Raw genomic sequence first — 25,653 nt, 5'->3', positions numbered from 1 at the left:
GTGTTAGTTATCGTTGTTAAAACGGGTATTAAGCGACGTTGCCAACTCAAGGCTTGCTAATCCAAACCCGCCTAAAATCGAGTGACCACGGATAGGTATCACCTTGTTGTTTTGAAACGCCGGGGTAGCGGCAAGCAGAGGTTGTTGCCTTAGCATGCCGTCCATGCCACCAACTTGTTCCAATGTGCGATCTGACACCAATATGTAGTCGGGTTGCAGCGTCACAATGGCTTCCGCTGAAAGGGGCTTGTAGCTGGTGCTCTCTTTTGCTGCTGGATTGTTGCCGCCAGCCAGTTTAATCACGGTATTGACGGTGGTTTGATCGCCAGCCACTGTCATTGGCCTCCCATCCGAGAGCATCATGAATAGAACCGAAGGTGCGTTAACGGGTTGTTGTGCATTCAACGCGCCGATTCTTTCTTCAACCTGCTTTTTAATAAGCTCACCTTGTTGCTCTGTATCGGTGATTTGCGCAATGGTATCGACACGGTCATGAAATGCGTCAATGGAATTGCCTGTTGGCAAGGCTTCAACGGTGACACCTGCTTGCTTAAGCAGTTGCAATGTTGAATCAGGTCCCATGTCTGGTGAACCGAGTAAGTGAGTAGGGCTGAGAGCAAGAAGACCTTCCGCGGCGAGTTGTCTGTGATAGCCCAACACTGGAATGTCTCGTTGATCGAGATAGTGGCGACTGGTTAAATCGACAGCGATCACTTTATTGTCAGCACCGAGTGCGAAGAGCAATTCTGTCACGGTTGAACCTGCGCTAATAATGCGCGTCTCTGTGTCTGCTGCCATAGAGAGCGGGCTGATCAACATACAAAGAGTTAATGAGAGCGCTTTAATTGATTTATTCGTTTTCATTCTTCTTCCATCACAATGTTAGTGGCAGTGATTTTGTTGTTTTGCATAAAGGCCAGCACTTTGAGCATGCTTTGGACATCTGCCGTTTTATCTGCGGCTATGACCACGGTTTTATCTGGATTTGCCTTTATTGCGTCTAATAAGGCGCTCGTGAACGCTTCCCAGTTATCCATTGGTATGCCTTGAATTGCCCACGCGGGAGATCCCGCTAATATATTGATGGCAATGACATTTTGGTTAGGGGAATCCAACACGGCGCTGTCGTTGGTTTGTGGAATAGCAATTTCCATGCTTTTGAATTCCACGTTGGCGGTCAGCAATAGAAACACCATCACAATAAAAATGATGTCGAGCAGCGGCGTAAGGTCGGGCGTAAAGGTGCTGATTTCGTTGTCAGGACGTGATTGGATCATGCTTCTCCGCCTTGTGCCGATTGACAAGGCGCGACTTGATTCGTGCACGGTGGACACTGCGTTGCCTTCACACAGCAGGTGTCACTTTCATCAAAAGACACGCCTGCTAGGTGTAAATTGAAGTGGTTTAGTACGTATTCGATTTTCGCTAAAGTGCGGTCTGCCCACAGGCTAAATAACTGAGATGCCGCTATGGCAGGAAGGGCGATCAGGAGACCAGCCGCTGTGGTGGACATGGCCAAACCTAGACCATCTGCAAGCTCTGCGGGAGATATGCCGCCTTGCGTAGCGGAAAGGCCTTTGAACATCTCAATCAAACCGATAACGGTACCCAAAAGGCCAATCAAAGGGCTAAGTACGCCAATCACGTTCAGTAATTTGAGGCCCGAGGTAAATTGCCGGCGCTTTTTCTGAAGCCAAATGCTAACGGCTTCTTCGCGAAGCGATTTAGTGAATTGACGATGGCTAATCAACATACAAAGCCCTTGTGATAACGTGCTTTTCTCTTGTTGATGGTTATCGACGTAGCGATTCAGCTCGTCGTCGTTTGTCAGTGAAAGGGTGTAGATCTCTTTTTGAAGAGTTCGACTGTGGGTTTTTGTGTTGAGCGCGACGAAAATTAAGCGCTCGACAATCAACATCAGCATCAGCGTGGAGAGAATGGTCAACGGCCAAGTCATGATGCCTAGCTGAGCGTGAATGGATGAGAAAAAGTGTAAATCCAACATGGTTAATCCAAATTAAAACGAACAGGAATTCTGACTCGGTGTGCTAATGCAACACCGTTAACTGTGTGGCTTTGAAATCGCCACTTTTTCACCGCGCTTATGGCGGCACTATCAAGCAGGTCAAAGCCCGAGCTTTTCACCAGTGCTTGTTTGATTTGATTGCCGCTCTCATCGAGCCATACTTCAATTAATACATTACCTTGCATGCCTTTTCGCATAGCCATACGTGGATAGGTAGGCTGAGAAGGGCGCACTTTAAACTGCGGGCGTTCAACCATCACTGGCGCACTGTCTTTGGCTTGATTCATCGCTGAATTCGAGACAGTGTCTACTGGCTTCTCTATTGGCTTAGCCTTATCCAATGGTTTGGCTTTCTCCTGAGGATGAGTTTTCTCCAAGGGATTAGCTTTTTCGGTAGGCTTCGGTGTTTTCTTTTGAACCGGCTTGTGCTCTTTCGTCTTGGTCTTTTTAGCGATCGGCTTATCGAGAACTGGTTTTTCAATCTTTGGCTTTTCAATCCTCGGCTTCTCCTCGATAGAGGGTTTCTCTGTGGGAGATTTCTCTGTTTTCGGTTCGGTTACCTTTTCTGCTTTCTCATCAGTGCTTTTTTCCGCGATAGGCTCTGGCGGTGGCACGTGGGCAGCAACAAGTTGGATAGCGACACGATTACCTGCATGGGCATCGCTAATTGCAAACTGGGGTGGTGGAGGTTGCTGAGCCGAAAGGGCCAAACTATGCAGCGCAACTGAAACGACACCACACACAACGTACCGTCGAACGTTCACACTTTTCTCCTGATTCGTGAAAACGACTAAATCTGAGTGCATTATGCATGAAATACCAATGAGATCAATTATCAGTTGCATTATCATTTGATATGAATATGATGTATTCGAATTGAAAACAGGCCGTTGTGTGGTGCTGTTGTCTTTAGAAGGTCGTTTCTGGCGATGAATTTTGATTTACACAATGTAGAACTGGTTGGGCAACAAACCCCAGATCCGCTCCGTTTTGCATTCTCACGCAAAAAAAGTCCTCATGCTGGTGGCATGATGAACTCAGTGAAAGGGGAAGACATTCAAATTTCCCTTGAAGGGGCGCACGCCTTAGCGCCAGCCAATACCTTTGCACCACGTTGCCTGTATATCCATATTCCATTTTGTCGTGTACGTTGCACGTACTGCAATTTCTTCCAATATGCTTCCAGTTCGTCATTGATTGAAGGCTACGTTGCTGCGCTGCGCGAAGAAATTCGATGGAAAGCATCGCAAACGTGGACACAAGCAGCTCCGTTTCAGGCGGTATATATTGGTGGTGGAACACCAACCGATTTATCCGCTAAGCAGATTCACACGATCGTTTCTGATATTCGCAGCCGATTTCCACTGACGCCTGATTGTGAAATCACTCTTGAAGGGCGCGTTAACCGGTTTGGTCTCGACAAATTTGAAGCAGCATTGGACGCAGGGGTGAATCGCTTTTCTTTTGGCGTTCAGAGTTTTAATTCTCATGTTCGCAGAAGCGCAAAACGTCTTGATGATCGTGAAGACGTGCTGAAAACCATTCAAACCTTGGTGTCCTATAACGCCGCTCCCATTGTTCTGGACCTGCTTTACGGCCTCCCGTATCAAACACTCGACGTTTGGCAGCAAGATTTGCAGGACTATATGGAGTCCGGTGCTCACGGTGTTGATTTGTATCAGTTGATTGAGATGCAAGGTCTACCAATGGCCAAAATGGTTGAGCAAGGCAAATTACCTCATCCCGCTGACACGCAAATGAAAGCGACCATGTTCGACATGGGCGTGAAATTTATGGCCCGTCATCATCAAAAACGTCTTAGCGTAAACCATTGGGCGTCGGATAACCGAGAACGAAGCATCTATAACTCATTGGCTAAAACCACCGCGGAAATTATGCCGCTTGGCGCTGGTGCTGGCGGCAACGTCAATGGCTGCCAAATGATGCAAACTCGCGATATGGACACGTATAAGTCAGCAATAGCAGAGAGGCGTTACCCTGTCACTATGTTGACAATGGCACCTTCAAATCGCGCAGTCGCGGCAGAAGTGAAATCCGGATTTGATGCGGGTGTGCTTGCACAAAGCAGGCTTGATCGTGTTGCCGGCATCGGTACCTTTGAGGCGCTAATTCCTTTGTTTAATGCATGGGAGCGAAACGGCTTGGTCTACCTTGAAAGAGGTGATGAATCTGCGTCGGATACGGGAGTTGATGTTGTATCAGTCGCTGGTGGCGGGTATGTCAGCCTGACATTAGCCGGTCAGTTCTGGGCAGTTACCTTGGCTCAAAACCTGATTGAAGTCTTACAAAGTAATACGCTTACGGGCAATTCAAACGTTATTAAGAACGAAGCGACACACGTCGCGGCATAGGAGCAGTATTTACCATGCAACAAGCGATTATCGTCACGTCAGAAACCAAACAACGCGTCGCAGACTATCTTGCTGAAGATGTGCATACCCCTGTTTCAAATATGGTCGAAAGCCTGAAACTGACGGAAGGCGAGATCACCCTGGCGCTGCCACAAGAAATGATTGCGCGCGCAGAGGGTGAGTTGAGTCAGGGCATTTTAGAAGTCATGCCTAAATGGGGAAAAGTGACCACCATTGTTCACTCTGGCGGTTCGGTTTTTGAATTCAAGGCGCCGTTTCCTAAAGGTAAATTTGCCCACGGCTATTACAACTTGATGGGCAAGGAAGGTCAGTTACACGGTCACCTTCGACTAGATCTCGTGTCTGACATCGTCTTCGTCAGCAAACCATTTCGTGGTTCTGAAAGCCATTACATTGGTTTCTTTGATAGCACTGGCCACTGTGTATTTAAAATTTACTTGGGACGCGACAAGAAGCGTCAGCTATTTCCTGAGCAAATTGAACTGTTTAACGCCATGAAGCAGGAGTTGGCAAAATGATTGATAAAGCAGAACGTCTACAAAACCGTTTGGGACCAGAAATTCAAGCGTTCCGAGATGCCCGCAAAACGTTACAACTGGGCACGGTAGACAAAGATGGCAAGCCACACACAAGCTATGCCCCTTTTGCCTTTTCAGAAAAAGGCTATTACATCCTTGTTAGTGATTTGGCGACTCACGGTCAGAACCTGAAAAACAGCAAAGCGGTGTCGATCATGATGATTGAAGACGAAGGTGAAGCGCGCTCTATTTTCGCCCGTCGTCGCTTATCTTTCGATACTAACGCAGAACTGATCGAACGTGAATCTGATCATTGGAAGCAAGGCGTTGATGTCATGCAAACGCGTCTTGGTGAGATGATCGATAACCTCAGCCAATTGGGTGATTTCCGCCTTTACCGTTTGAACCCTGTTATTGGGCGGTATGTAAAAGGGTTCGGCCAAGCATTCGACGTGACAGGCGAAGATCTTCTCTCTGTCGTCCATCTCGATGAAGGACACGTTAAATCAATGAAAGAGAACGTGTAACGCCTTCCCGATAAAGGCTCTGTGACCGTAAATACCCGAATAACCTTAACGCTCTGAGTTATTCGGGCATAGAGCCAAATTTCACATAAAAATAATAATTTTGCGCTGAGGCCAGTGTGAGCGGCTTCCTATTGCCTTTTTTTAGAGTAAATATCATGACAATCAAGAAAAACAAGCTGGCGCTTTTGGTGGGGATATTCTGCGCCGGAAGTGCATCAGCACAGGATGTGTATACCTTTGACGAAGTGGTTGTATCTGCAACCCGAAGTGAGCAAAAAATCGGTGATATTGCTGCTTCAGTCGATGTGGTAACCAACGAAGATCTCGAAGAAAGCTTGTCACAAAATATGAAGCAAGCGGTTGATGCTGAACCGGGTGTGTCAATGGCCGGCAATGGTCGATTCGGTTTAACAGGCTTCAATATTCGTGGTCGCGACGAAAACTACGTCAAAACCATTGTGGATGGCGTTGAATTACCGGGTACCTATAACCCAGGTGCAGATGTCATGCGCAAATACAACAACACGTTAGAAACCGATACCCTCCAGCGCGTTGAAATCAACAAAGGCCCAGTTTCCAGCCTATATGGCAGTGATGCATTGGCTGGTGCCGTCATCATTCGTACCAAAAATCCAGACGACTTACTGGAAGGTGAGGGCGATGACTCTTATGCTTCCGTCAAAGGCGGCTATTTCAGTGCTGATGAAAGCTACAAAGCCACAGCGACATTGGCGAACCGTACTGGCGATCTGGAAACCTTGCTGATATTCACCCATCGAGATGGTCATGAAACCCAAACTTACGGCGGCCCAGATATTAATGGTCCTGATCGTGGGTCGGCAGATCCGGTGGATTTCAACTCAGATAACGTGTTAGCTAAAGCATATTACCAACTTAATGACGCGCACCGTATTGGTGTGACGGTTGAGCATTTTAACCGAGAGCAAGACGTTGACCGACTTTCAGATGAAGGTGATGTGATCGCGTTTGGGCCCTATATCTACGCTTACTCGAATACCCGCGCCTCTGATGAAGATTCACGCCAGCGTTATAGCGTTGAGCACCAGTGGCAAGCGAATAACCAAGGCTTTGATTCATTGGAATGGCGAGTTGCGTATCTAAAATCAGAATCTCAGCACGATAATACCGATACCTTGACTAAAACCACACCATTTGGCACCACGGTTTCAAACCGAAATCGTCAACGTATCGGTGAAGACGAGGCATGGCAGGCAGATATTCAGTTTAATAAAGCCTTTGAACTTGAAAGCAGCTATCACGAAGTCGTATACGGCGCGAATTATGTCGCCAATGAATTTAACCTGAACTACAACAACATCGATCTTGATACCGGTTTGGTCACGGATGCCACACCAGAAGTGCCGAATGCTGAATCTCGTAAATGGGGTGTGTTTGTGCAAGATCAGATGTTCCTGATGAATGAGGCTCTGGTTCTTAATGCTGGCCTTCGTTATGACAGTTTCAGCGCGAGTCCGAAAGGTAACAGCACCTATGCCGACGCGGATAACCACGCATTTACGGGACGTCTAGGTACGGTTTACCACTGGACGGAGTCGTTCAGCACCTTTGCGCAAATCAGTCAGGGATTCAAAGCGCCAACGCTACAAGATCTCTATTACTTCTACGACACAGGTGCCACCTTCATTCCTAATCAGGATCTTGAAGCAGAAAAAAGTATTTCATACGAAACTGGTCTGCGCCTGAAACAGCCTTATGGACGCTTCGATGCTGCTGTGTTCTTCAATGACTACAAGAACTTTATTGAAAACCGATTGGTTGACGCCAACGGGCCAGACGGAAAAGAAGTGTGGACGACTGAAAATATTGGTCGTGCTGAAATCTACGGTGCTGAGTTCAAAGCGCAACTTGCGTTGGACTACTTAGTGGGCGCACCTATGGGGATGTATTCAGACATGAGCATTGCTTACGCTAAGGGTGAAAACAAATCCAATGGCGAAGCAATAGACACGGTCGCACCTTTAACCGCGTACATTGCGTTGGGTTATTCGAACCCTGAAGACACTTATGGTGGTAAGGTTTCACTTAAAACGGTAGCGGGCAAATCTGGCTCAGATTGGAGTAATGCCAACAACGTAGATAACGTCAATGCTGCAGGTTACGGTGTCACGGATGTCACGGCGTTTTATCGTCCTATGTCTGATTTAACGGTACGTGCCGGTATCTTTAACGTCTTTGATAAAGAGTATTGGGACTATGAAGATCTTGCAGGCTTCGATAAAGATGAGTCAGGAATTGATCGCCGTAGCCAACCAGGACGTAATTGGGGGTTAGAAGCCGAATACGTTTTCTAACAACACTGGTAAGTATTCAAAGATAAAACACCCCGCCATTGACGGGGTGTTTTCGGTTACACTCAAACAGAAACCACAAAAGAACAACAAAAATGAAAAGTTTGGAGATACAGTGAGTAATGGAGTTTTAACAACGCTGTCGACGCAATGGTTAATTGACCAAGCGAAACAGCATAAGAAGCAACTTATTGCAGCCAATTTGATCGCGGTATGCGCCACATTGATCAGTGTGCCTATTCCGCTGTTTATGCCACTGATGGTTGATGAAGTTCTGCTTAACAAGCCCGCTCAAGGTGTCGCATTTTTCAACAACTTATTGCCTGAGTCTTTGCAGCAGCCCGCTAGCTATATCGTCATGGTGTTGCTATTGGTCATTGTCATGCGAGTGGTGAGCCAAGCGTTGAACATCTGGCAAAGTCGTCAGTTTACTTTGGTGTCCAAATCCATCACTTGTTTCATTCGACAGCAGCTACTCGATAAGCTCGGTCGGGTCAGCATGAAAGAGTTCGAAGAACGTGGCAGCGGCGGGGTAAGTTCGCACCTGGTCACGGATATCGAAACCATCGATTCCTTCATTGGAAACAGCTTGAGTCGATTTGTGGTTGGCGTACTGACGGTATTCGGCACGGCTGTGATTCTATTGTGGCTTGATTGGGCGCTGGGCCTTTTCATTCTTCTTGTGAATCCGTTGGTTATTTTCTTGTCACGCAAAATGGGTCAGCGCGTTAAGCATCTTAAAAAAGCCGAAAACCAATCTTTTGAGCGTTTTCAGTCACGCCTAGTGGAAACATTGGATGGCATCTATCAGCTTCGCGCCGCTAACCGTGAGCGAGCGTATCTGGATGTACTGAAAGGCGATGCTGAGTCTATTCGTCATGACGCCGATAAATATGCGTGGCAATCAGAAGCGGCGAGCCGTGTGTCTTTCCTGATGTTCTTGATTGGCTTTGAGCTGTTTCGAGCAGCTGCCATGCTCATGGTGCTGTTTAGTGATCTGTCTATTGGTCAAATCTTCGCAGTATTCGGTTACCTGTGGTTTATGCTGGGTCCGATTCAAGAACTGTTAGGCATTCAGTACGCGTGGTTTAGTGCATCAGCCGCAATGAAGCGACTCAATGGCTTGCTAGCGCTGGAAGAAGAACCCAAAAGCGCATCAGAGAAGGACCCTTTGGTCGGTCTTGACACTTTTGGTGTGGAATGTCGTGATCTGACGTTCGGTTACAACAGTGAAAAAACCGTTCTGAATGGATTGTCGTTGGCGATTCCTGCTGGTAAACGTGTTGCATTAGTGGGCGCGTCAGGCGGCGGTAAATCCACGTTAATACAGCTGTTGCTCGGTCTCTACCGAAAAACCGACGGCGACATTATGATCAATGGTCTGCGCGTCGAAGACGTGGGTTACGAAACCTTGCGTCAACATACGGCAGTGGTGCTGCAGCAGCCGGTGATATTCAATGATACGTTACGAGAGAACCTGACGTTAGGACGTACAGATTTCTCCGATGAGCAGCTATGGAAGTCACTAGAAATTGCGCAACTAAGCGATGTGGTCGAACGATTAGATGATGGGCTATCGTCTCAACTTGGACGACAAGGGCTGAAATTGTCTGGCGGTCAACGTCAGCGTTTGGCTATCGCTCGAATGATACTCACCAATCCAAAGCTCGTGATTCTGGATGAAGCCACATCAGCATTGGATACCGCAACAGAAGCAGCATTGCATGATGCTTTGAATAACTTCCTGCAAGGTCGCACGACCTTGATTGTGGCTCACCGCTTATCTGCAGTGAAACAGGCTGATCTGATTTACGTGCTAGAAGATGGTAAAGTCGCACAAAGTGGTAATCACCAAGACCTGGTCAAAGAAGAGGGCGTTTATCAAACTCTCTACGGAAATTTACAGGTCGGATGATGTTTCTAAAGCCTCGCACTCGCGGGGCTTTTTCTTATTCAGGCGGTAATCTGCCAATTAATCGCCTGAATATTGCCATATTGGCTGGCAATCATTGGATGCGTGTTCCACGCTTAAACAATGACGAGTGCATTGAGGTAAAGGATAGACACATAAGATGAAAGTCATTCTAAAGTCAGATGTCACATGCCCTTTTTGTGGGCATGTGAAAACCGAAATGATGCCAATTGACGCTCCTAAGAAGCTTTATGAGTGTGAAAACTGTCACGAGTCATTGGTCGCGCAAGATGCTTGCTGCTGCGTGTTCTGTGCGTATGGCTCGGTAAGTTGCCCCTCATCCCAAGTAAAAGGCCCAAAAACATTTCGTCACTAATGCCGCTCTCTATTGTTCTTTTCCAATGTAAGTATCAATGTATTCGCTCACTTTGAAAGTGAGAGTGCGTTGGAATTGTCACGTAAAAAACGAATTTTCATTTGTCTCAAAAATGCTTCAAAAATCAGAACCAATATGAAATTACACTCACCGCCATAAAGGAGATAACACCCAAGGAGAAAGCGATGAGTGTACATATGTGGTATTGCGAAAATTGTGAAGCGGAGACAGGGCATGAAGTGCGTGAGCAAGCACACCATGATCCAACTATTCGTGCCTTAACAGCCCCTCCGATGGATGAGCGCTTTGCTGAGGCATCGGAGTGCACCTGCACTGTTTGCGGACAAGTTGCGTGGGTTGACGCTTCTGACGTTCTTAAATTAGGCGTCCATGATTTTGGAGATTAATATCACAAGCCTACATCAAGAGAGCAGTGTACTGCTCTTTTTTATAGCACATAACGCACTATAACTTATAGTCAATCATTCTATTAATCTCTACATAAGAGGCAGAAAAAACAACAGTTACGACGGATAAATACAGGTCTAAACACTCATTTTTAGCTAGCACGTACCAAAATCTATGAGTCCATCAGTAAACAGCACTTTCGATTAGCGTTAACGTACGATAACGAACAGGGTGATCTTTGTGCTCCCTTTCTATCTCATGCGTGCAACATATTAAATTTTCATTCCACCATGGTTAGTTTGCCACAATATTTAATGCTAAAAGCGCTAGAGCGAACGACCACGACGTAATACCATTGCAGAAAATAAAATAACTACCAAAGGAAGAGAGTTACCATGCCATTAATCGCTTGCCCTGTCTGTGAGAAACAAGTATCGAAGCGCGCACTCGCTTGTACAGGATGTGGAGAGCCAGATCCCGCTCGTTACCATTCACGTAACACATGGTTAGTCCGCTTGTTCTGGTTGGCTGTTTGGGTAGGTATAGGTGCATTTGTGTGGATCGAAGTTGTGCCTATGGTGATGGCACTGTTCAAGCAGTAATTGAGACCACACGATCATCCATTGAAACTAAAAATCTGTGGGCAGGGCGCAATGTGCTGTCCACAATTCCTTTTAAGCATCAACACCAAAAAACTGATTGCTGCCGTTAATTCTTCTATCAATTATGCTGGATAACCATCACGTAGTTCTCCATAAGCGTCATATTCAACACGCGACGTCCAATCCGTAATGCAGAGGTGAGCCAGTAATATCCCAGGCGAGCTTTCCCCGATCGCAATATCAAAGAACAATCTCGCTGTTTCTTCATCGCCGCCAAAACAGTGTTGTATCGCTGATACAACCTGAACCTTTGTTGTGCCTTCTGCCACTTGCTGACGCACCCAATTATATTCTAGTGAGGACTCATTGATGATCGTTCTGCGAGCGAGAGTGAATGTACTCATAGTTTCTCCTTACTGCCAAATTTCACGAATGTTTCAGAAATATGTCAGAACTATTAGACAGTAAAACCTTCTCCATTCACATGATAGCGATCGCAAATATACTCAATTAGGCACATATCCTGTTGACTACTGGAAATGGAGCGAAAAATTGAATCGCACATGTTTTGGTGATGATGTGTACACTCATAGTTCGCATCATCAAAAAAATGCTGTGTAAAACGCAATTTTTTCTATCGAAGTGATGCAATAAATCAGATTAATGATAGGTTAGCGACGGTTGATAACTACGTTGATAAGACTATGAAATGGATTCTAACGAGCTGGATTCAGAAAAAAAAGTACGAGAAATTCTTCGATCGTGTTGAGAGTGATTTCTTTAATAACGAGAAGTATCACAACTACTTAGAGCCCAGAATTCTAGATTCGTTGCGCGACAGTGGGGATATTAAACCCAAGCGTGCATCAAAGATCGTGCTGTCCTGTCTTCGACAAGCGCTTCTTGACAAGTATCTAACGGAAAACCGGTATGTTCGTTTTCTCGAAGAAAGCAAAAATGAATACTTTGTTCAGAATGTTGTAGGCAGTGATGTTGATGGCGGCTACGAGCGTATTATTAGCAACTTCATCCACAATAAACACCCAGAGTGTTCTGATTACATACGATCTCATCTCCCCAAATACTATCGAAAATTTGCCAAAGATATTGATGTTGATCTGGATTACCCACAGAGCAAGCGTGGCGAAAAAGAAATGTTGGATGACATCATTATGATCCTCAATAACCATTAATCATTTCAAAAGCGTGCTTTTACATGGCACTAAAGTGTAAAAGCACAAGGTTATTGCTCTTAACCACGCACTAGCGAACTTTACACAATGGTCTTTTACATGGCACTGTGTTTATATACAGTTTTTATCCTTTGTCACGCTAATCATTAGCCATGTATCACGGGAGACACCATGAGAGATTCACTACGCCAAAAAGTCATTGACGTGTGCAACAAGAAAATTCAAACCAAAGGTGAGAACGTCAACGTTTCTTTCTACGCATTCTTTGCCAACAAAAATGAAAACCCAGAACTACTGATGGAAGCCGCCACCTGGTGGATACAGGATCACAAACTCGATCACTTTGAGAAGGCCACCAAAATTCTTGAGATGATGCGTCCGAGTAAGTAGATTCGAATGTTCGCTCAATAACTCATCACAGTGCGAGAGGACATGACAACTTTGCGCCCGCACACTCAGTGCGCATTATCTATCTTATGTTAAATAAGGTATGCGTGAGATTGAAATGTTGTCCTCTCATGCCACCAAGTCCTCTCTTTTCTCATTAGATTCAGTCTATTGAACGTAATTGTCTATTTACCATAAAGTATATAATTACTAGCGTATTAAGAAGCCTCCCACGAAATGGATTTCCTGGTGCTTCTTCTTACTCTGTGAATTATTGCGCGATGCTCTGCGCCAAGCGTCTTGCGTAACCTTCTGTGTTTTGATGCTGTGATGTATTGCATACAAAACCTAGATTTCGAAATTGGTAACTTGATGCCGGTTTGGTATATTGAGCGCAAGCTTTAAAACAGATAAGAAGATATCAAGATGTCATCAGATTATTACGGAACCAGCGCCAGTTACGCTCGTCAAGAAAGTGGCTATCGTGAAAAAGCGCTAAAGCTTTACCCATGGGTTTGTGGGCATTGTGCGCGTGAGTTTGTTTATTCAAATTTGCGTGAACTCACGGTTCATCACATTGACCACGACCATACGAACAACCCACCAGACGGCAGTAACTGGGAGTTGTTGTGCCTATTTTGTCATGATCACGAGCATTCAAAGTACACCGATCATGACCAATTCGGCACAGAGATAAAAGCGGGACAAGACGACCACCAAGTGGCGACTCATAACCCTTTTGCCAATTTAAAGGATATGTTGAAGAAGTAACATTCATGCACTTCACTGGGTTTTACAACAGATAAGCAGTCAGGTTTAAGGGCAGAATCCGTTGAATTCATGACTCGACATTCTGCTCTTGCTTCTTCGTACTAACCAAATAAATTCAATCGCTTAGCATTGAAATTTATGTGACCATTGTTTATCGCATCATTCGCTTGAGTCTACTGTCGTAGTAAAAATCACGCTGGTCGATAACCTTGATTTTGGTGCAATCTGGATGTGTGGGATTGATGAGGAAGTTGTATTCGCTGGCAATGATGGCTGACGGAAGTTGAATGACACCAGTGTCACCTTCGCGCAGCCATTCTGTTCCGTAGTTTCGAGAGATATCCGCATCGGGAACGGCATCCCAACCGGTTGGTAGCTCTTGTTCGCTGACGCGTTTAATGGCCATGTCATCGGGAATATAGATAGTCATCATGACAAGGTTTGGCATTTGTACTGGACTTTCATGCACAAAACGCTCGAGTGCTGACAATGATCGTGAACCTGCTGTATAGAGGATTGGCTGACCTTTATGATGCCAGCGACCAGAACCAAACATGCCCCCCATCCCACTCAAATCAGCAAATTTCTTGACCGATAATCGATAGACTTCCATTACGCCGTCATGCCATGCATGAGTCGATTTAGTATGGTTTCTACATATTGAATACCCGTGTTGGTATCCAAATAATCAACTGCGGCATTACCACCAAATGCGACTTGAGGTGTTTTGAGCCAATCCAGTGCGGTTTGCTTGTCGCCGTAATAGTCGATAGCAAGATCAACAACACGTCTAATGGCCAGGGTCTTTTCAGATTGAGAGGGAGTCAATAAATCGGTGTCACTTTTACGCTGAAGACTACGAGGACTTAAACCAATTAATGATACCCACTCACCGCTGGTCATCGCCATTTCAGTCATGACTTTACGCGCTTGCTTCACTGTTAAACCGTGTCGGATTATTTCCAACTCAGTGTCTTGGTTAACCACCTGCCCTTTTTTTACAAGGCCGAGCGACATCAACTGTTGTGCGTACATAAACACCTCCATCGACAATGGTTAAAGTATGTGCGCCATTTTTCGTATTGTAAAGCGTCATTTGTCGCTCAGCAACTTGTAGATATTTAGATGTCGTACCTTTGCCTATCTCTGCGATCCGCCCATAGCCATACATATTACATACAGAGTCGGCGCTATTGTTTCACTGCTGATGATGCACTGGTTTTAAGAATTGAGCCGTCACGATTTAGATAACAAAGTGTGACTTGGTATTTTGGGTAGTGATTCGGGATCGAAAGGTTTGTTTCCATCAGAGCCATCATCGGCGAACCCAAAACGACGTCGGGCTCGCATTCAATGTAGCCAAAACGATGTAGCTCGCTATCGAATGCACCATCGACGAGAGTCCTTTTCCGGATAATCTCTATTTTCATTGCTAATCGGCGTTGTTCAAAACTGGATGATTGTCTTGCAAGAAGCTTAGAAAATGAATTTTCAAGCATCGTTATTTGAGTCTCAAGCAACACTTTTCCATCAGAGGCTTCTAACGAGCTTTGTGTTTTAACCATTGCGAGCGCCACAGAGGGAAGCATTTGCAGATACTTATGGAGTTGGTCGTCATTGGAGGCCGTGTTATCGCGAATAGCAAGCGCAGCAACGATAAAAGCCAGCACAATTGCCGCTTTTGATAGTGTGGATGTCGAGTTCAGTTTTTCAATTAATGTCATGATTAAAGGAATGCCACCGACTGACTAAATATGCTTAGAGTGAGCTTAATGTTAGATTTATATTCTTATTGTCATGTATATCTATAAGCCGAGCGAACATGCCTATATCAAACACACTGTAGTGAATATTAGTTTACTTGCGTCAGACTAAAACCCCACGCTTCATTTGACTCATTTATGAGAAATAAATAATTAATAACCTCGTGGTACTTTTCTAATTACAGTGCTAATTTCTTATCATTTACGATCGGTCTCAATATCAATACATGATGCACAGTAATGGTGCGAGAAATTAGTCCTTATATTTCAAATATAAAATAGAAGACCTCTCGTACAATTTTACACTTTCACAGTAAAACTCTTTAATCCCATACACAGCAAGGCATTAAGGAAGTTCATGAAAATGAGAAAATAGGCATGCATACATTGTGGTGCATATTTTGCCCAATAAGATGCACAGCAACAAAATTCGCGCCAAAAAATATTTGATAATTATAAAAGTAGAAAAGTGTGAGCCCTATAAAACCAATTACAAAAGCCAAAAAGTGGGACCCGAAATATATTGCAAATATGTTTATACGTGAAATAATCCGCAGCGTAATACTTTTTAACAAGTATGCAACACACTTGCTGACAGGTAATACTGAAAGCAATATAAAATAAGAAAAGGACTCGGTAATGAAACGTATAATGACGACTGCTGGACTTTCGTTGTTTGCGAGCTCAGCCTCTGCGGCAGGGATCGACGAAGCAATCAATGAAATAGTTGCGCCAATTGTAAACCCATTCGTGGGTATGATTTTCTCCACCATTCCCCTCCCATTTTTAGATGCAGAAGCGCCATGGATTGTTCTTTGGCTTGTAGTAGCTGCAATCGTATTCACCCTCTATCTTGGCTTCATCAACTTTCGAGGCTTCGCTCACGCCGTCCGCCTTGTCAAAGGTGATTACACCAACCCTAATGAACCAGGTGAGGTATCCCACTTCCAGGCACTTACCACCGCCCTGTCGGGTACTGTTGGTCTAGGTAACATCGCCGGTGTGGCAGTGGCCATTTCCATTGGTGGTGCAGGCGCGACATTCTGGATGATTCTTGCTGGTTTACTCGGCATGTCAACCAAGTTTGTGGAATGTGCGCTCGGTGTAAAATACCGTAATACAAACCCTGATGGCTCTGTATCCGGTGGTCCAATGTACTACCTGAGTAAGGGTCTAGCTAACCGTGGCAACCCAGCACTAGGTCGTACCCTCGCCGTTTTGTTCTCAGTTTGTGCGGTCGGCGGTGCTTTGGGTGGCGGTAACATGTTCCAAGCAAACCAAGCATTCAAACAAGTGGTTGGTGTCACTGGCGGCGACATGTCATTCTTCGCAGATAAAGGCTGGTTGTTTGGCTTAATCATGGCAATTATCGTCGGTGTGGTCATCATCGGTGGTATCAAGTCAATTGCGAAAGTGACTGAGAAAGTCGTTCCACTAATGGCTGTTGTCTATGTGGGTGCTGCTCTGGTTATCATTCTACTCAACTTCAACCATGTTGGTGATGCATTTGCAGCAATCTTCAACGGCGCATTTACTGGTGAAGGTGTTGCCGGCGGTGTTATCGGTGCGATGATTCAGGGCTTTAAACGTGCGGCGTTTTCGAACGAAGCGGGTGTTGGTTCTGCAGCAATTGCTCACTCAGCGGTAAAAACCAATGAACATATGTCAGAGGGTTTCGTATCCCTGCTTGAACCGTTCATCGATACCGTTGTTATCTGTACCATGACTGCCCTAGTGATTATCATCACTGGTCAACTGCATGAAGGACAGAGCTTGACAGGCGTTGCACTGACTTCAGCAGCATTTGAAAGTGCCATTTCTTGGTTCCCATATGTTCTTGCTATTGCCGTTATTCTGTTCGCTTTCTCTACCATGATTTCTTGGTCTTACTACGGTCTGAAAGCTTGGACTTACCTGTTTGGTGAAAGCAAGCGCGCGGAAATGATCTTCAAAGTGATGTTCTGTGCATTCGTTGTGATTGGTGCTTCTATGAACCTCGGTCCAGTTATCGACTTCTCTGATGCAATGATCTTCGCGATGGCACTGGTAAATATCATCGGTCTGTACCGTTTGGTTCCTGAAATCAAAACAGACATGAACGATTACCTTGCTCGCCTGCAAAGCGGTGCAATCGTTCGTCACAAAGCATAATTCGTTTTCCGTTTGTCGTTATATGGCTTAGTAATGTCACAATAACGACACGCTACAACGTAAAAAGAGATGCCAATTGGCATCTCTTTTCTTTTGTTCGGTATATGTTACTGACTCTCGTCGCTCGCTAAGCAGCTAAGCAATCACAATTTAACCGCCAGCAAGTTTTACTGTGTGGCCTTTTTTCTCAAGGTAAGCTTTGATTTGATCGCGCTTGTCACCTTGAATTTCGATGATGCCATCTTTTACTGATCCACCGCAGCCGCACACTTTTTTCAAATCCGCCGCTACTAACTTCAATTGGGCATCATCCATGTCTAACCCAGTGATCAAACAAACCCCCTTTCCTTTTCGGCCTTTAGTTTGACGCTGAATACGTACAATACCGTCACCTTTTTCGCGCTGTGGCGCTTGTTCTTCTTCCTTAATTCGTCCGGTTTCTGTCGAATACACCAAACGGCTATTATCGTTTTTCATATTTCACTCTTTGACGCGTCACAATGCGCGTATGGTATCAAAAGTGGTGGGATTGAACACGTAAGTGATTTCGCAATCAACGAGATAGTGCGTTAGTGTCGATGTATTGCTTAATTTTAGGTAATGGGCCTTTAAGAAGTTGACCACGTACAAGGATATACCAAAGGCCAGGTTGCTTTTCATCACTCATGATTTGTATGCCGCGATACGTTTCCGCTGACCGTGATTGCGCGGAGTTGAAAGACTGACGCTCAAACTCTTCTGGGCGACGAAAAATGCGCGTATCGCACCACCAATCAATGCACTGCCTAATACCGAGCATGCTTCCCGAAACGGTTCGGCCACCTACAAGAGATGTATAAACTTCACCTTTACATTCAATAGAATGTCCACGATGTGAATACCGCTTTTTCATTGGCTTCCTGTATCTATCAATACTTTTCTTATGGAGGGGATAATAATAAATACAGAAGAATTTGACGACAATAATTGTGAGTTCGACCCAAAATTTTAATTTTTACACGAAACGCTAACGCCTTGATAGCGAGTTGGTTAAGTCTTAGTAACGACTTTCTTATCCACAAACTGCTTGAGCGCCGGAAGTGAGCCTTTTAACAGATTTCCTTTGATGATCATGTACCAGGCTTTGTCGTCATCTTCCGAGTCATTCATGATTTGGATGCCTTTGTACTCTTCGATTTTTTTCTCTTTGGCATCAACGAAGTCTTGCTTATCAAATTCATCAGGCATCCGCAAAATATTGGTATCGCACCACCAATCAATCGATTGTTTGACGCCTAAAAGTGTGCCGAGTATTCGCTTCCCTCCGACTCGGGCGCTGTACTCTTCGATGCTCTCGTCGTTCAATTCGACGTTATAACCACGATGGTATAGGCGCTTTTTCACTAGCGATACCTCTGTTCGTTGATATTAAATAGAAACAACTGCAACAAAAATGAGTTTCACTATGTAAATTAGACCAGATTAACAGCAAGTGCCAAATTTCCGACCTTTGGATAACTAGAAAAATTGACATAGCATTAGTGGCTTATGTGATCTTTCCTCTTCTTTATTCCTCTATTTAGTGGAATAATCATGGGCAACAACTATAAGTTATAGTGCATTAAGTAATGAAAAAGATTGAACCCATTGCAGATCCAGACATGATTAAACGCAGCATGGCGTTGTTCAAGCTTGGTCAGGTAGATTTAGAGAGCTGGAAATCGCTGACAATGAATCTGTACAGTCATAACTCCCTACTAAGTTTCCAAAATGACTGGCAAACCTTTGTCGACTATTGCAAACAGGTCAATGTTTCGCCCCTGCCTTCTGCCGTCACTGCAGTTCGTCGCTTTATTGAGCACACATCAAAGACGCGCAAGATATCGAGCATTAAGCGCTACGTGATCACCATATCTCTGCTGCACCGTGTTCATAGCCAGCCAGATCCTACTCGCCACCGCGAAGTACGATTTACCCTTAATCGTCTGTATTCAGAAAAATCGGATGATTCCGCGCAGGCCAATGCATTTCACCTTTCACATTTAAATGCGTTACATCAAAAACTGGGAAGCAGTGATCGCCTCAAAGATATCCGCGACCTTCTGATTTGGACACTCTGTTTTGAAGGTATGCTAAAAAGAAGTGAACTCGCGTCACTAACTTGTGCCTCAGTACAGAAAGAATCGGAGAGATATTTACTGGTGGTTGATGATCAGCGCATCGAACTAAGCCCACAAGCTGGCGAGCTGATTGACCAATGGCTATTCGTCTCCTGCATTATCGATGGCCCTTTGCTGCGGCGAATTAACAAGCATGAACAACTGGGGGATTTACCCATGGATCATTCTTCTATTTACCGCGTTTTTCGACGAGCCGCCACTGAGCTTGGGTTAGATAATACGCTAACATTTTCGGGGCAATCACCACGCGTTGGGGCGAGTGTGGATTTGTCAGATTCGGGAAAGTCGATTAAGGAAATTCAACAGCAAGGCAGATGGAAAAGCCCCGCCATGCCTGCACAGTATGTGGGAAATAAGCAGGCAATGAACGAGGCGATGGATCAGTTTAAACGTAAAATAGACAAAGACTAATTGGCATTAACACCCGTTTGGATGCAGCTTTCCAGATAATCTGAGAAGGTGTGTCCATTGTGCTCAACCAATTTCGGAAACATTGAAATTGGCGTCATTCCCGGAAACGTATTGATTTCATTCAATAGCACTTCACCATCAGCCGTCAGAAAAAAATCGATGCGTGATAGGTCTTTCAACTTTAAGTGCACAAATGCTTTTTCTGCGTAGTCACGCATCTTAGCGATCTGTTCTTCTGTTAAATTGTCCGGTTCTAGCGTCGTTAAGCTGTGGCTTGTTGTGCTGTATTTTTCATCATAGGTGTAGAAAGTGTCTTCAGGGCAGCGAATCTCGCCAGGATTGGTAACGACGACTTCACCGTTAAAATGATAAGCCGCAATTTCTAATTCGCGAGGACGAACCGCCTTCTCAACCAATACCTGATTAGAAAACCTAAATGCTTCCTCGATGGCATCTTTGATTGCATTTTTATCTGACACCTTAAAGCAACCCACTGACGAACCCTGACAGGCGGCTTTAACGAAGATTGCGCCCCAGCGGTCAAATGCCTCTTCCGCTTTCAATACGCTGTCAGCGTTATTCTCGGTTAAAAATACGTACGGCGTGTTGGGAATACCAATCGCGTCAAACCAAAGTTTTGACGTGATTTTGTTGAAGCAAACAATGCTTGCTGATGGGTCACAACCCATGTAAGGCAAACCAGCCAATTCTAATAGTGATTGAATATCCCCCGTTTCACCAGGGTAGCCGTGAATGCAAGGAACCACGTAATCGATGGCAATCAGTTCATCGCCAACCTTGAGTGTTTTGTCTAAGTTCAGCCTGCAGTCTCGGCCTTCGCTGTCTTTCCAGCCATCATCTTTTGTGATTTCGACGCGAACAACTAACACTGATGGCAGTGATTTGAGTTGAGATTCCAGATAATTCGCAGATACCAGAGACACTTCATGTTCAGCGCTGCCGCCGCCACAAAGTAGCAATACTTGTGTTGGGTTCATGACCATTCCTACTTCGCCCTGATGCGTTGCTCAGGGATAACATAATTCAATTGCACAATCCGGTGCATCGCATGGAAGGTGAGACACCTATAGTAGACAATCACCTAACGCCTTTCATCCAATGAAAAGCAAATATCAGCCTATTTTTGTGTGATCGCGCAAAAACTCATCGCATTCATGCAGGTAAAGGCATATCTGCTCTTCGTTACGCGAATTTTATAAGAAAAAAGAGAGCCTTTGCTCTCTTTTCCGTTGCTTGGACACGCTAGTTAAGGGGTTTCATCTCGGGATTTGCTGATGATTTGATCGATGCAAGCGAACGTATGAAAGGCCCATATTGTTTGATGTCTTTTGGTAAGGCGCTTAGTGCCTTCTGCGCGTCAGTTTTTGAAGTAAAATCACCATACAACAAGGTATACCAAGGCAAACCATCGACCATTTTCTTGTTCGACCAAACAGGCTTATCTGACGGTAGCTTATTCATGTATTCGCTAAAGCCTTTGTTGTGGCTGAGTGCGATGACCTGAATCGTGTATTGATGCCCGCTGGTTGCGGCCGATTTTTTTGTCGGTTGCTTTTTGGCGGCCGGTTTCGCCGCAGCCACTTTCATCGACTTTTCTGTCATTGCCAGTTTAGGCGCTGGTTTCGGCATTGGTTTTACAGCACTCACCTCTGCTTTTTTTGCAGGCGCAGGAATAGATGCTGACTGTGTAGCCGGAAAGACTTCTTCTTCGACAGACTGCGTCAAAATTTGTGTTGTACTGGTTCCACCAGCACAACCAGCAAGCACAAAGGTAAACGCGATAGAAAGGATTTTCTTCATGATTATTCTACTTTTAGGAGCCACTGTCTTCTATTCTGAACGCACCTAACCATTCATTCAACTTAAACGATGCGCACGCTAATAAGTATCTGCCACGTGTCACACATCATTTTACAAAAATGATCGAGGTGACAAGGGTTTCGCTTTTCGTGCATGTCTTTTCGCTACGGATCACAGCCAGACTTAATGGGTCAAGATGCGCGAACAGAAACACGGTAATATATTTCTACTTGCTTGATGCCTCGGGAGACGCAAATGCTTGGCCTAGATATGCTTTTTAAACCAAAATCCATCGCTGTCGTCGGCGCTTCAGATACACCTGGCCGCGCTGGCAATGTGATTATCCGCAACCTACAATCGGGTGGTTTTCAAGGCCCAATCATGCCTGTTACGCCGAAGTACCAAGCCGTCGCCGGTATTCTCGCCTATCCAACCATAGACGCCTTGCCGCTTGTTCCTGACATGGCAGTGCTCTGTACTCAAGCCGATAAAAACAGTGAGCTTATCCGTCAACTCGGGGAAAAAGGCGTGAAAGTCGCGATCATTTTGGCGGCTGGCATGAAAAAATGCATTAACCAAGACGGGCGCACTGAATTCGACATCATGCGTGATATTGCATCGCAGTATGACATGCGTGTGATTGGACCAAACAGCCTTGGTTTAATCCTACCTTGGTTGAACTTAAATGCGTCGTTCTCTCCCATCCCTGCTAACCGTGGCAACATTGCATTCGTTTCTCAATCAGCCGCTGTGTGTACCACAATTTTGGACTGGGCAAGAAACAGACGTATTGGTTTTTCTACCTTTATCTCTTTAGGTGAAGCAAGTGATATTGATTTCCCTGAATTACTGGATTACCTGAGTCGTGAAAGTAAAACCGATGCGATCTTGCTTTATATCGACAATATTCAAGACGCGAGGGCATTCATTTCAGCTGCCCGAGCTGCGTCTCGTAACCGCCGTGTACTGGTGCTAAAGAGTGGCCGAACGCCGGAAGGTGCAGCTGCACTACCCCACTTGTCAGAAACCTTGCCGGGACTTGATGGCGCTTACGATGCGGCAATTAGACGCTCAGGTATGCTTCGCGTAAATACAACTCACGAACTGTTCGCCGCAGTAGAAACACTTTCCCACTCTGTGCCACTCCGCGGTGAGCGATTGGCGATCATTTCTAACGGCGGTGGCCCAGCCGTCATGGCGGTGGATACATTGATGGAAATGGGCGGTAAATTGGCCGTGTTAAGCGAAGAAACCATAGACAAACTAAGCAAAGTGCTTCCTGTTAGTTGGTCACAAGGTAATCCACTCGATATTGTTGGGGACGCGGATATCGAGCGCTATAAAAAAGCCACGGAGATCTTACTAGAAAGTGATGAAGCCGATGCACTGTTAATACTCCATTCACCGTCTGTCACTGCTCCAGGGTTAAAAACCGCTAAAGCGTTGGCAGAAATGCTGAAGAAAAACCCCCGCGCCAAACGTTTTAACATTTTGACCAACTGGCAAGGCGAAAGTGATGACGCAACCGTTGCGCGTTTGGCATTTGCACATGCTGGCTTCCCTGCTTATCGCACACCAGAAAGCGCCGTAACCGCCTTCATGCACTTGGTCGAATACCGTCGAAACCAGAAACAACTTATGGAGACACCGACCTCGATTGGTCAGATCGAATACGACATAGAAGGTGGCCGTGCATTCATTCAACAAGCGCTGGACAACCAATTAACTTCCCTGACCACTCATGAAGCGAGGCCGTTTCTCTCAAAATACGGCATCAATGTCATGTCGACATGGCTAGCAGCAGACGCTGCAGAAGCGGCACAAATTACGGAACAAGTGGGTTATCCAGTTGCTGTTAAACTCCGCTCCCCTGACATCGCACATAAATCTGATGTTAACGGCGTGATGCTAGATCTAAACAATGCCACAGAGGTGGCCAATGCCGCCCAGCTGATGCTTAACCGCGTGTCACTTTCTTATCCAACAGCACGTATCGAAGGGTTACAAATTCAAGCCATGGCAAACCGCGCTGGCTCACAAGAACTCAGAGTGTGTGTACGACACGATCCTGTGTTTGGCCCTGTGATTTTACTGGGTGAAGGCGGCAGTGAATGGAATGTGAATCGCGATGCTGCAGTGGCAATTCCACCGCTAAACATGGCATTGGCACGTTATCTTGTTATTGGTGCGCTCAAAACCGGCAAATTACGCCAACGTGGTCATCCCTATAACATTGATGTGAATTCACTTTGTCACTTTTTAGTGACACTGTCACAAGTCGTGATTGATTACCCCGAAATCACCGAGTTGGACATCCATCCTTTGCTTGTTACTGGTGACAGCTTTACCGTTCTGGATGCCTCCATAAAGCTTTCTCCGTTTGAAGGAGACGCCAATACCCGTCTCGCGATTCGGCCTTATCCTAAAGAGTTGGAACAAACCGCAACCCTCAAGGACGGGCGAAAAATACTACTGCGCCCTATTCTTCCTGAAGACGAGCCTAACCATAAATCCTTTGTGGAACGGGTATCTGTGGAAGACCTGTATAAGCGATTTTTCTCTGATGTCGGAGAACTCAACCATGAAGCACTAGCCAATCTCACACAGATTGATTACGACCGTGAAATGGCCTTCGTAGCGGTATTCCGCGCACCCAATGGCGAAGATGAGATTCTTGGCGTAGTTCGTGCGCTAGCAAATCCATCACATACAGATGCTGAGTTTGCGGTATTGGTACGCTCGGATCTGAAAGGCATGGGATTAGGCAGGATTTTAATGGACAAGGTCATTGAATACGGACGCCAAAGCGGCTTAAAACGTATCAACGGTATGACCATGCCTTCTAACTCAGGGATGATTGCACTGGCACAAAAAGTCGGGTTCAGTATTGATGTCCAAATACAAGATGGGATCGTTGATATGGATATGATGCTTTAGCGTTTTGGCGCGCATTATTGTGCGCCAATTTTGATTCCGGTTGACTTGACCTTTATTGAAAATATTCACTTAACGTTGACAAGGTATCTTCTTGATAGTTCGAAAAGCTATATTGAATCTCTTCAATCGTCGGCAGTGTAACACCGCAGATCTCATCTTCTTTCTCGACATCAGGTACTTCATCAAAAAGCTGAAGTAATTCATTCGTATCTTTTACTGTCTGGCAACCATCGTAGATATCGGCCGCAGTTACAGATAATATTGCTGCAACGCCCAAGTAAGGGATGGATTGTCCAACAACTGAAGATGTGTTTAAGGTTATGTTCCTTACCACTCGACGCGATATTCGCTTCGATATTGTCTTCGCCTTAAGAGCACGACTCTTTCTGGACTTTTTAAGTAATTCATATTCAGAATTATTACGCGCTAATTTGATGTTTTCTTTCTTTAAACTGGCTAGCTGTGTGGCCTTACTTTTGGACACAATGCTGCTGAAAGGCAGCGAAGAGAATGCACCATGCATTAAATCATACACCTTTGCGTTCAGCACTGTCGCGACATTTAGAAGCATCAAACCAATAGAGAAAAGCACCCAAAAACGGCGGTAGAAACTTCGGAACATACTGAAACCTTTGAGACTAATCTCTTAATTCGGACGTGAGGGTGTAGTCCACCACAATAATATCTTCTATGTGTGGGCCAAACACTGCTTTAAGTGCTTCATGCTCTGGGTCAACCAAGTAACGCTGGCGGGCGGCTTCATCTTTCAAGGTCATGAGAATCACATGCGTGAATCCTTGATTCTTTCCCTCAGGGCTGTCGTTCTCACCCCATTCGACAGATTCCACACCTTCAACACGATCTGTCATTGATGCGAACTCTTCACGGATCTCGCCAAAGTCAGCTTCATTAGACTCGGGCTTAAACTTTACCAGCAGGATGTGTCTGATCATTGTGTTGTTACTCCA

The 25,653-nt window shown here is 45.3% G+C and carries 29 protein-coding genes; 14 read left to right on the top strand and 15 right to left on the bottom strand.

What is annotated here, in order from left to right; translation table 11 throughout:
• Positions 1-3: 3 nt before the first annotated feature.
• The 4 genes from AB8599_RS21805 to AB8599_RS21790 are packed head-to-tail and all read right to left on the bottom strand — an operon-like array spanning position 4 to position 2,790.
• Positions 4-864, bottom strand: coding sequence for a hemin ABC transporter substrate-binding protein (locus tag AB8599_RS21805; protein ID WP_407333827.1), 861 nt, complete (start codon positions 862-864; stop codon positions 4-6).
• Positions 861-1,277, bottom strand: coding sequence for a biopolymer transporter ExbD (locus AB8599_RS21800; protein ID WP_016958737.1), 417 nt, complete (start codon positions 1,275-1,277; stop codon positions 861-863). Before AB8599_RS21800 ends, AB8599_RS21805 begins: the two co-directional genes overlap by 4 nt.
• Positions 1,274-2,005, bottom strand: coding sequence for a MotA/TolQ/ExbB proton channel family protein (locus tag AB8599_RS21795; protein WP_407333826.1), 732 nt, complete (start codon positions 2,003-2,005; stop codon positions 1,274-1,276). The genes AB8599_RS21800 and AB8599_RS21795 overlap by 4 nt, the downstream gene beginning before the upstream one ends.
• A 2-nt stretch (positions 2,006-2,007) precedes the next feature.
• Positions 2,008-2,790: a TonB family protein gene (locus AB8599_RS21790; protein WP_407333825.1), complete on the bottom strand. Its 783-nt coding sequence runs from the start codon at positions 2,788-2,790 to the stop codon at positions 2,008-2,010.
• Positions 2,791-2,955: 165 nt separating this feature from the next.
• Between AB8599_RS21790 and hutW the strand changes: the two genes are divergently transcribed.
• The 8 genes from hutW (at position 2,956) to AB8599_RS21750 (ending at position 11,092) form a co-directional block, all read left to right on the top strand.
• On the top strand, positions 2,956-4,398 hold the full coding sequence (gene hutW, locus AB8599_RS21785) for a heme anaerobic degradation radical SAM methyltransferase ChuW/HutW (RefSeq protein ID WP_407333824.1): 1,443 nt from the start codon (positions 2,956-2,958) through the stop codon (positions 4,396-4,398).
• Positions 4,399-4,412: 14 nt separating this feature from the next.
• Positions 4,413-4,937 (top strand): heme utilization cystosolic carrier protein HutX, encoded by a 525-nt coding sequence (hutX, locus tag AB8599_RS21780; RefSeq protein WP_407333823.1) that lies wholly within the window; start codon positions 4,413-4,415, stop codon positions 4,935-4,937.
• Positions 4,934-5,464, top strand: a complete 531-nt coding sequence (gene hutZ, locus AB8599_RS21775; RefSeq protein WP_016958732.1) for a heme utilization protein HutZ — start codon at positions 4,934-4,936, stop codon at positions 5,462-5,464. The genes hutX and hutZ overlap by 4 nt, the downstream gene beginning before the upstream one ends.
• A 155-nt stretch (positions 5,465-5,619) precedes the next feature.
• Complete coding sequence (locus AB8599_RS21770; RefSeq protein ID WP_407333822.1) at positions 5,620-7,797, top strand: TonB-dependent hemoglobin/transferrin/lactoferrin family receptor; 2,178 nt, start codon at positions 5,620-5,622, stop codon at positions 7,795-7,797.
• 112 nt (positions 7,798-7,909) lie between these two features.
• The gene (locus AB8599_RS21765; RefSeq protein WP_407333821.1) at positions 7,910-9,709 is read left to right on the top strand and encodes an ABC transporter ATP-binding protein; all 1,800 of its coding nucleotides are present in this window, start codon (positions 7,910-7,912) and stop codon (positions 9,707-9,709) included.
• A gap of 157 nt (positions 9,710-9,866) precedes the next feature.
• Positions 9,867-10,082 (top strand): GDCCVxC domain-containing (seleno)protein, encoded by a 216-nt coding sequence (locus tag AB8599_RS21760; protein ID WP_407333820.1) that lies wholly within the window; start codon positions 9,867-9,869, stop codon positions 10,080-10,082.
• Between the two features lie 185 nt (positions 10,083-10,267).
• Positions 10,268-10,489: a hypothetical protein gene (locus AB8599_RS21755; protein WP_407333819.1), complete on the top strand. Its 222-nt coding sequence runs from the start codon at positions 10,268-10,270 to the stop codon at positions 10,487-10,489.
• A gap of 396 nt (positions 10,490-10,885) precedes the next feature.
• A complete protein-coding gene (locus tag AB8599_RS21750) occupies positions 10,886-11,092 on the top strand; it encodes a hypothetical protein (protein ID WP_407333818.1) in 207 nt (68 codons plus the stop codon).
• A gap of 122 nt (positions 11,093-11,214) precedes the next feature.
• On the opposite strand, the gene AB8599_RS21745 is transcribed toward AB8599_RS21750, so the two are convergent.
• Positions 11,215-11,496: a hypothetical protein gene (locus tag AB8599_RS21745; protein WP_407333817.1), complete on the bottom strand. Its 282-nt coding sequence runs from the start codon at positions 11,494-11,496 to the stop codon at positions 11,215-11,217.
• Positions 11,497-11,796: 300 nt separating this feature from the next.
• Between AB8599_RS21745 and AB8599_RS21740 the strand changes: the two genes are divergently transcribed.
• From AB8599_RS21740 to AB8599_RS21730, 3 genes are all read left to right on the top strand, one after another.
• Positions 11,797-12,285, top strand: a complete 489-nt coding sequence (locus AB8599_RS21740) for a hypothetical protein (protein ID WP_407333816.1) — start codon at positions 11,797-11,799, stop codon at positions 12,283-12,285.
• A gap of 171 nt (positions 12,286-12,456) precedes the next feature.
• Positions 12,457-12,675, top strand: a complete 219-nt coding sequence (locus AB8599_RS21735; protein ID WP_407333815.1) for a DUF6500 family protein — start codon at positions 12,457-12,459, stop codon at positions 12,673-12,675.
• A 423-nt stretch (positions 12,676-13,098) separates the two neighbouring features.
• Positions 13,099-13,443 (top strand): YajD family HNH nuclease, encoded by a 345-nt coding sequence (locus AB8599_RS21730; protein WP_407333814.1) that lies wholly within the window; start codon positions 13,099-13,101, stop codon positions 13,441-13,443.
• A 151-nt stretch (positions 13,444-13,594) separates the two neighbouring features.
• Here AB8599_RS21730 and AB8599_RS21725 read toward each other — a convergent pair whose 3' ends face one another.
• The 3 genes from AB8599_RS21725 to AB8599_RS21715 form a co-directional block, all read right to left on the bottom strand.
• The gene (locus AB8599_RS21725; RefSeq protein WP_407333813.1) at positions 13,595-14,056 is read right to left on the bottom strand and encodes an RES family NAD+ phosphorylase; all 462 of its coding nucleotides are present in this window, start codon (positions 14,054-14,056) and stop codon (positions 13,595-13,597) included.
• Positions 14,056-14,478, bottom strand: a complete 423-nt coding sequence (locus AB8599_RS21720; RefSeq protein WP_407333812.1) for an antitoxin Xre/MbcA/ParS toxin-binding domain-containing protein — start codon at positions 14,476-14,478, stop codon at positions 14,056-14,058. The genes AB8599_RS21725 and AB8599_RS21720 overlap by 1 nt, the downstream gene beginning before the upstream one ends.
• 155 nt (positions 14,479-14,633) lie before the next feature.
• The gene (locus AB8599_RS21715) at positions 14,634-15,167 is read right to left on the bottom strand and encodes a hypothetical protein (RefSeq protein ID WP_407333811.1); all 534 of its coding nucleotides are present in this window, start codon (positions 15,165-15,167) and stop codon (positions 14,634-14,636) included.
• A 678-nt stretch (positions 15,168-15,845) separates the two neighbouring features.
• On the opposite strand from AB8599_RS21715, the gene AB8599_RS21710 reads away from it, so the two are divergent.
• Positions 15,846-17,357, top strand: coding sequence for an alanine/glycine:cation symporter family protein (locus AB8599_RS21710; protein ID WP_407333810.1), 1,512 nt, complete (start codon positions 15,846-15,848; stop codon positions 17,355-17,357).
• Positions 17,358-17,507: 150 nt separating this feature from the next.
• Here the strand turns inward: AB8599_RS21710 and yciH are convergent, their stop codons facing one another.
• The 3 genes from yciH to AB8599_RS21695 all read right to left on the bottom strand — a co-directional run bounded on the left by yciH (position 17,508) and on the right by AB8599_RS21695 (position 18,740).
• Positions 17,508-17,834: a stress response translation initiation inhibitor YciH gene (gene yciH / locus AB8599_RS21705; RefSeq protein ID WP_407333809.1), complete on the bottom strand. Its 327-nt coding sequence runs from the start codon at positions 17,832-17,834 to the stop codon at positions 17,508-17,510.
• Positions 17,835-17,910: 76 nt separating this feature from the next.
• Positions 17,911-18,249, bottom strand: coding sequence for a DUF3319 domain-containing protein (locus tag AB8599_RS21700; RefSeq protein WP_407333808.1), 339 nt, complete (start codon positions 18,247-18,249; stop codon positions 17,911-17,913).
• 137 nt (positions 18,250-18,386) lie between these two features.
• Positions 18,387-18,740: a DUF3319 domain-containing protein gene (locus tag AB8599_RS21695; protein WP_407333807.1), complete on the bottom strand. Its 354-nt coding sequence runs from the start codon at positions 18,738-18,740 to the stop codon at positions 18,387-18,389.
• A 224-nt stretch (positions 18,741-18,964) separates the two neighbouring features.
• Between AB8599_RS21695 and AB8599_RS21690 the strand changes: the two genes are divergently transcribed.
• Positions 18,965-19,927 (top strand): tyrosine-type recombinase/integrase, encoded by a 963-nt coding sequence (locus AB8599_RS21690; RefSeq protein WP_407333806.1) that lies wholly within the window; start codon positions 18,965-18,967, stop codon positions 19,925-19,927.
• On the opposite strand, the gene AB8599_RS21685 is transcribed toward AB8599_RS21690, so the two are convergent.
• Both AB8599_RS21685 and AB8599_RS21680 read right to left on the bottom strand, forming a co-directional pair.
• Positions 19,924-20,925 carry a D-alanine--D-alanine ligase gene (locus AB8599_RS21685; protein ID WP_407333805.1) on the bottom strand — a complete coding sequence of 334 codons (1,002 nt, stop codon included), beginning with the start codon at positions 20,923-20,925 and terminating at the stop codon, positions 19,924-19,926. The genes AB8599_RS21690 and AB8599_RS21685 overlap by 4 nt on opposite strands.
• 265 nt (positions 20,926-21,190) lie before the next feature.
• Positions 21,191-21,748 carry an SPOR domain-containing protein gene (locus tag AB8599_RS21680; RefSeq protein ID WP_407333804.1) on the bottom strand — a complete coding sequence of 186 codons (558 nt, stop codon included), beginning with the start codon at positions 21,746-21,748 and terminating at the stop codon, positions 21,191-21,193.
• A 255-nt stretch (positions 21,749-22,003) separates the two neighbouring features.
• On the opposite strand from AB8599_RS21680, the gene AB8599_RS21675 reads away from it, so the two are divergent.
• Entirely contained in the window at positions 22,004-24,685 is a 2,682-nt protein-coding gene (locus AB8599_RS21675) for a bifunctional acetate--CoA ligase family protein/GNAT family N-acetyltransferase (protein WP_407333803.1), read from the top strand.
• A 52-nt stretch (positions 24,686-24,737) separates the two neighbouring features.
• Here the strand turns inward: AB8599_RS21675 and AB8599_RS21670 are convergent, their stop codons facing one another.
• Together AB8599_RS21670 and AB8599_RS21665 are read right to left on the bottom strand one after the other, a co-directional pair.
• The gene (locus tag AB8599_RS21670; protein ID WP_407333802.1) at positions 24,738-25,307 is read right to left on the bottom strand and encodes a hypothetical protein; all 570 of its coding nucleotides are present in this window, start codon (positions 25,305-25,307) and stop codon (positions 24,738-24,740) included.
• A gap of 16 nt (positions 25,308-25,323) precedes the next feature.
• Complete coding sequence (locus AB8599_RS21665; protein WP_407333801.1) at positions 25,324-25,638, bottom strand: Dabb family protein; 315 nt, start codon at positions 25,636-25,638, stop codon at positions 25,324-25,326.
• Between the last annotated feature and the right edge of the window lie 15 nt (positions 25,639-25,653).

The organism is Enterovibrio litoreus (genome assembly GCF_045679545.1).
Lineage (GTDB): Bacteria > Pseudomonadota > Gammaproteobacteria > Enterobacterales > Vibrionaceae > Enterovibrio.
Note: the sequence above shows the minus strand (reverse complement) of the source record. Positions and strands in the feature narration are given on the sequence as shown.

Coding starts and splice junctions, on each gene's coding strand:
- AB8599_RS21805 (WP_407333827.1), bottom strand. CDS start 864: ATGAAAACGAATAAATCAATTAAAGCGCTCTCATTAACTCTTTGTATG.
- AB8599_RS21800 (WP_016958737.1), bottom strand. CDS start 1,277: ATGATCCAATCACGTCCTGACAACGAAATCAGCACCTTTACGCCCGAC.
- AB8599_RS21795 (WP_407333826.1), bottom strand. CDS start 2,005: ATGTTGGATTTACACTTTTTCTCATCCATTCACGCTCAGCTAGGCATC.
- hutW (WP_407333824.1), top strand. CDS start 2,956: ATGAATTTTGATTTACACAATGTAGAACTGGTTGGGCAACAAACCCCA.
- hutX (WP_407333823.1), top strand. CDS start 4,413: ATGCAACAAGCGATTATCGTCACGTCAGAAACCAAACAACGCGTCGCA.
- hutZ (WP_016958732.1), top strand. CDS start 4,934: ATGATTGATAAAGCAGAACGTCTACAAAACCGTTTGGGACCAGAAATT.
- AB8599_RS21770 (WP_407333822.1), top strand. CDS start 5,620: ATGACAATCAAGAAAAACAAGCTGGCGCTTTTGGTGGGGATATTCTGC.
- AB8599_RS21760 (WP_407333820.1), top strand. CDS start 9,867: ATGAAAGTCATTCTAAAGTCAGATGTCACATGCCCTTTTTGTGGGCAT.
- AB8599_RS21755 (WP_407333819.1), top strand. CDS start 10,268: ATGAGTGTACATATGTGGTATTGCGAAAATTGTGAAGCGGAGACAGGG.
- AB8599_RS21750 (WP_407333818.1), top strand. CDS start 10,886: ATGCCATTAATCGCTTGCCCTGTCTGTGAGAAACAAGTATCGAAGCGC.
- AB8599_RS21745 (WP_407333817.1), bottom strand. CDS start 11,496: ATGAGTACATTCACTCTCGCTCGCAGAACGATCATCAATGAGTCCTCA.
- AB8599_RS21740 (WP_407333816.1), top strand. CDS start 11,797: ATGAAATGGATTCTAACGAGCTGGATTCAGAAAAAAAAGTACGAGAAA.
- AB8599_RS21735 (WP_407333815.1), top strand. CDS start 12,457: ATGAGAGATTCACTACGCCAAAAAGTCATTGACGTGTGCAACAAGAAA.
- AB8599_RS21730 (WP_407333814.1), top strand. CDS start 13,099: ATGTCATCAGATTATTACGGAACCAGCGCCAGTTACGCTCGTCAAGAA.
- AB8599_RS21725 (WP_407333813.1), bottom strand. CDS start 14,056: ATGGAAGTCTATCGATTATCGGTCAAGAAATTTGCTGATTTGAGTGGG.
- AB8599_RS21720 (WP_407333812.1), bottom strand. CDS start 14,478: ATGTACGCACAACAGTTGATGTCGCTCGGCCTTGTAAAAAAAGGGCAG.
- AB8599_RS21715 (WP_407333811.1), bottom strand. CDS start 15,167: ATGACATTAATTGAAAAACTGAACTCGACATCCACACTATCAAAAGCG.
- AB8599_RS21710 (WP_407333810.1), top strand. CDS start 15,846: ATGAAACGTATAATGACGACTGCTGGACTTTCGTTGTTTGCGAGCTCA.
- yciH (WP_407333809.1), bottom strand. CDS start 17,834: ATGAAAAACGATAATAGCCGTTTGGTGTATTCGACAGAAACCGGACGA.
- AB8599_RS21700 (WP_407333808.1), bottom strand. CDS start 18,249: ATGAAAAAGCGGTATTCACATCGTGGACATTCTATTGAATGTAAAGGT.
- AB8599_RS21690 (WP_407333806.1), top strand. CDS start 18,965: ATGAAAAAGATTGAACCCATTGCAGATCCAGACATGATTAAACGCAGC.
- AB8599_RS21685 (WP_407333805.1), bottom strand. CDS start 20,925: ATGAACCCAACACAAGTATTGCTACTTTGTGGCGGCGGCAGCGCTGAA.
- AB8599_RS21680 (WP_407333804.1), bottom strand. CDS start 21,748: ATGAAGAAAATCCTTTCTATCGCGTTTACCTTTGTGCTTGCTGGTTGT.
- AB8599_RS21675 (WP_407333803.1), top strand. CDS start 22,004: ATGCTTGGCCTAGATATGCTTTTTAAACCAAAATCCATCGCTGTCGTC.
- AB8599_RS21670 (WP_407333802.1), bottom strand. CDS start 25,307: ATGTTCCGAAGTTTCTACCGCCGTTTTTGGGTGCTTTTCTCTATTGGT.
- AB8599_RS21665 (WP_407333801.1), bottom strand. CDS start 25,638: ATGATCAGACACATCCTGCTGGTAAAGTTTAAGCCCGAGTCTAATGAA.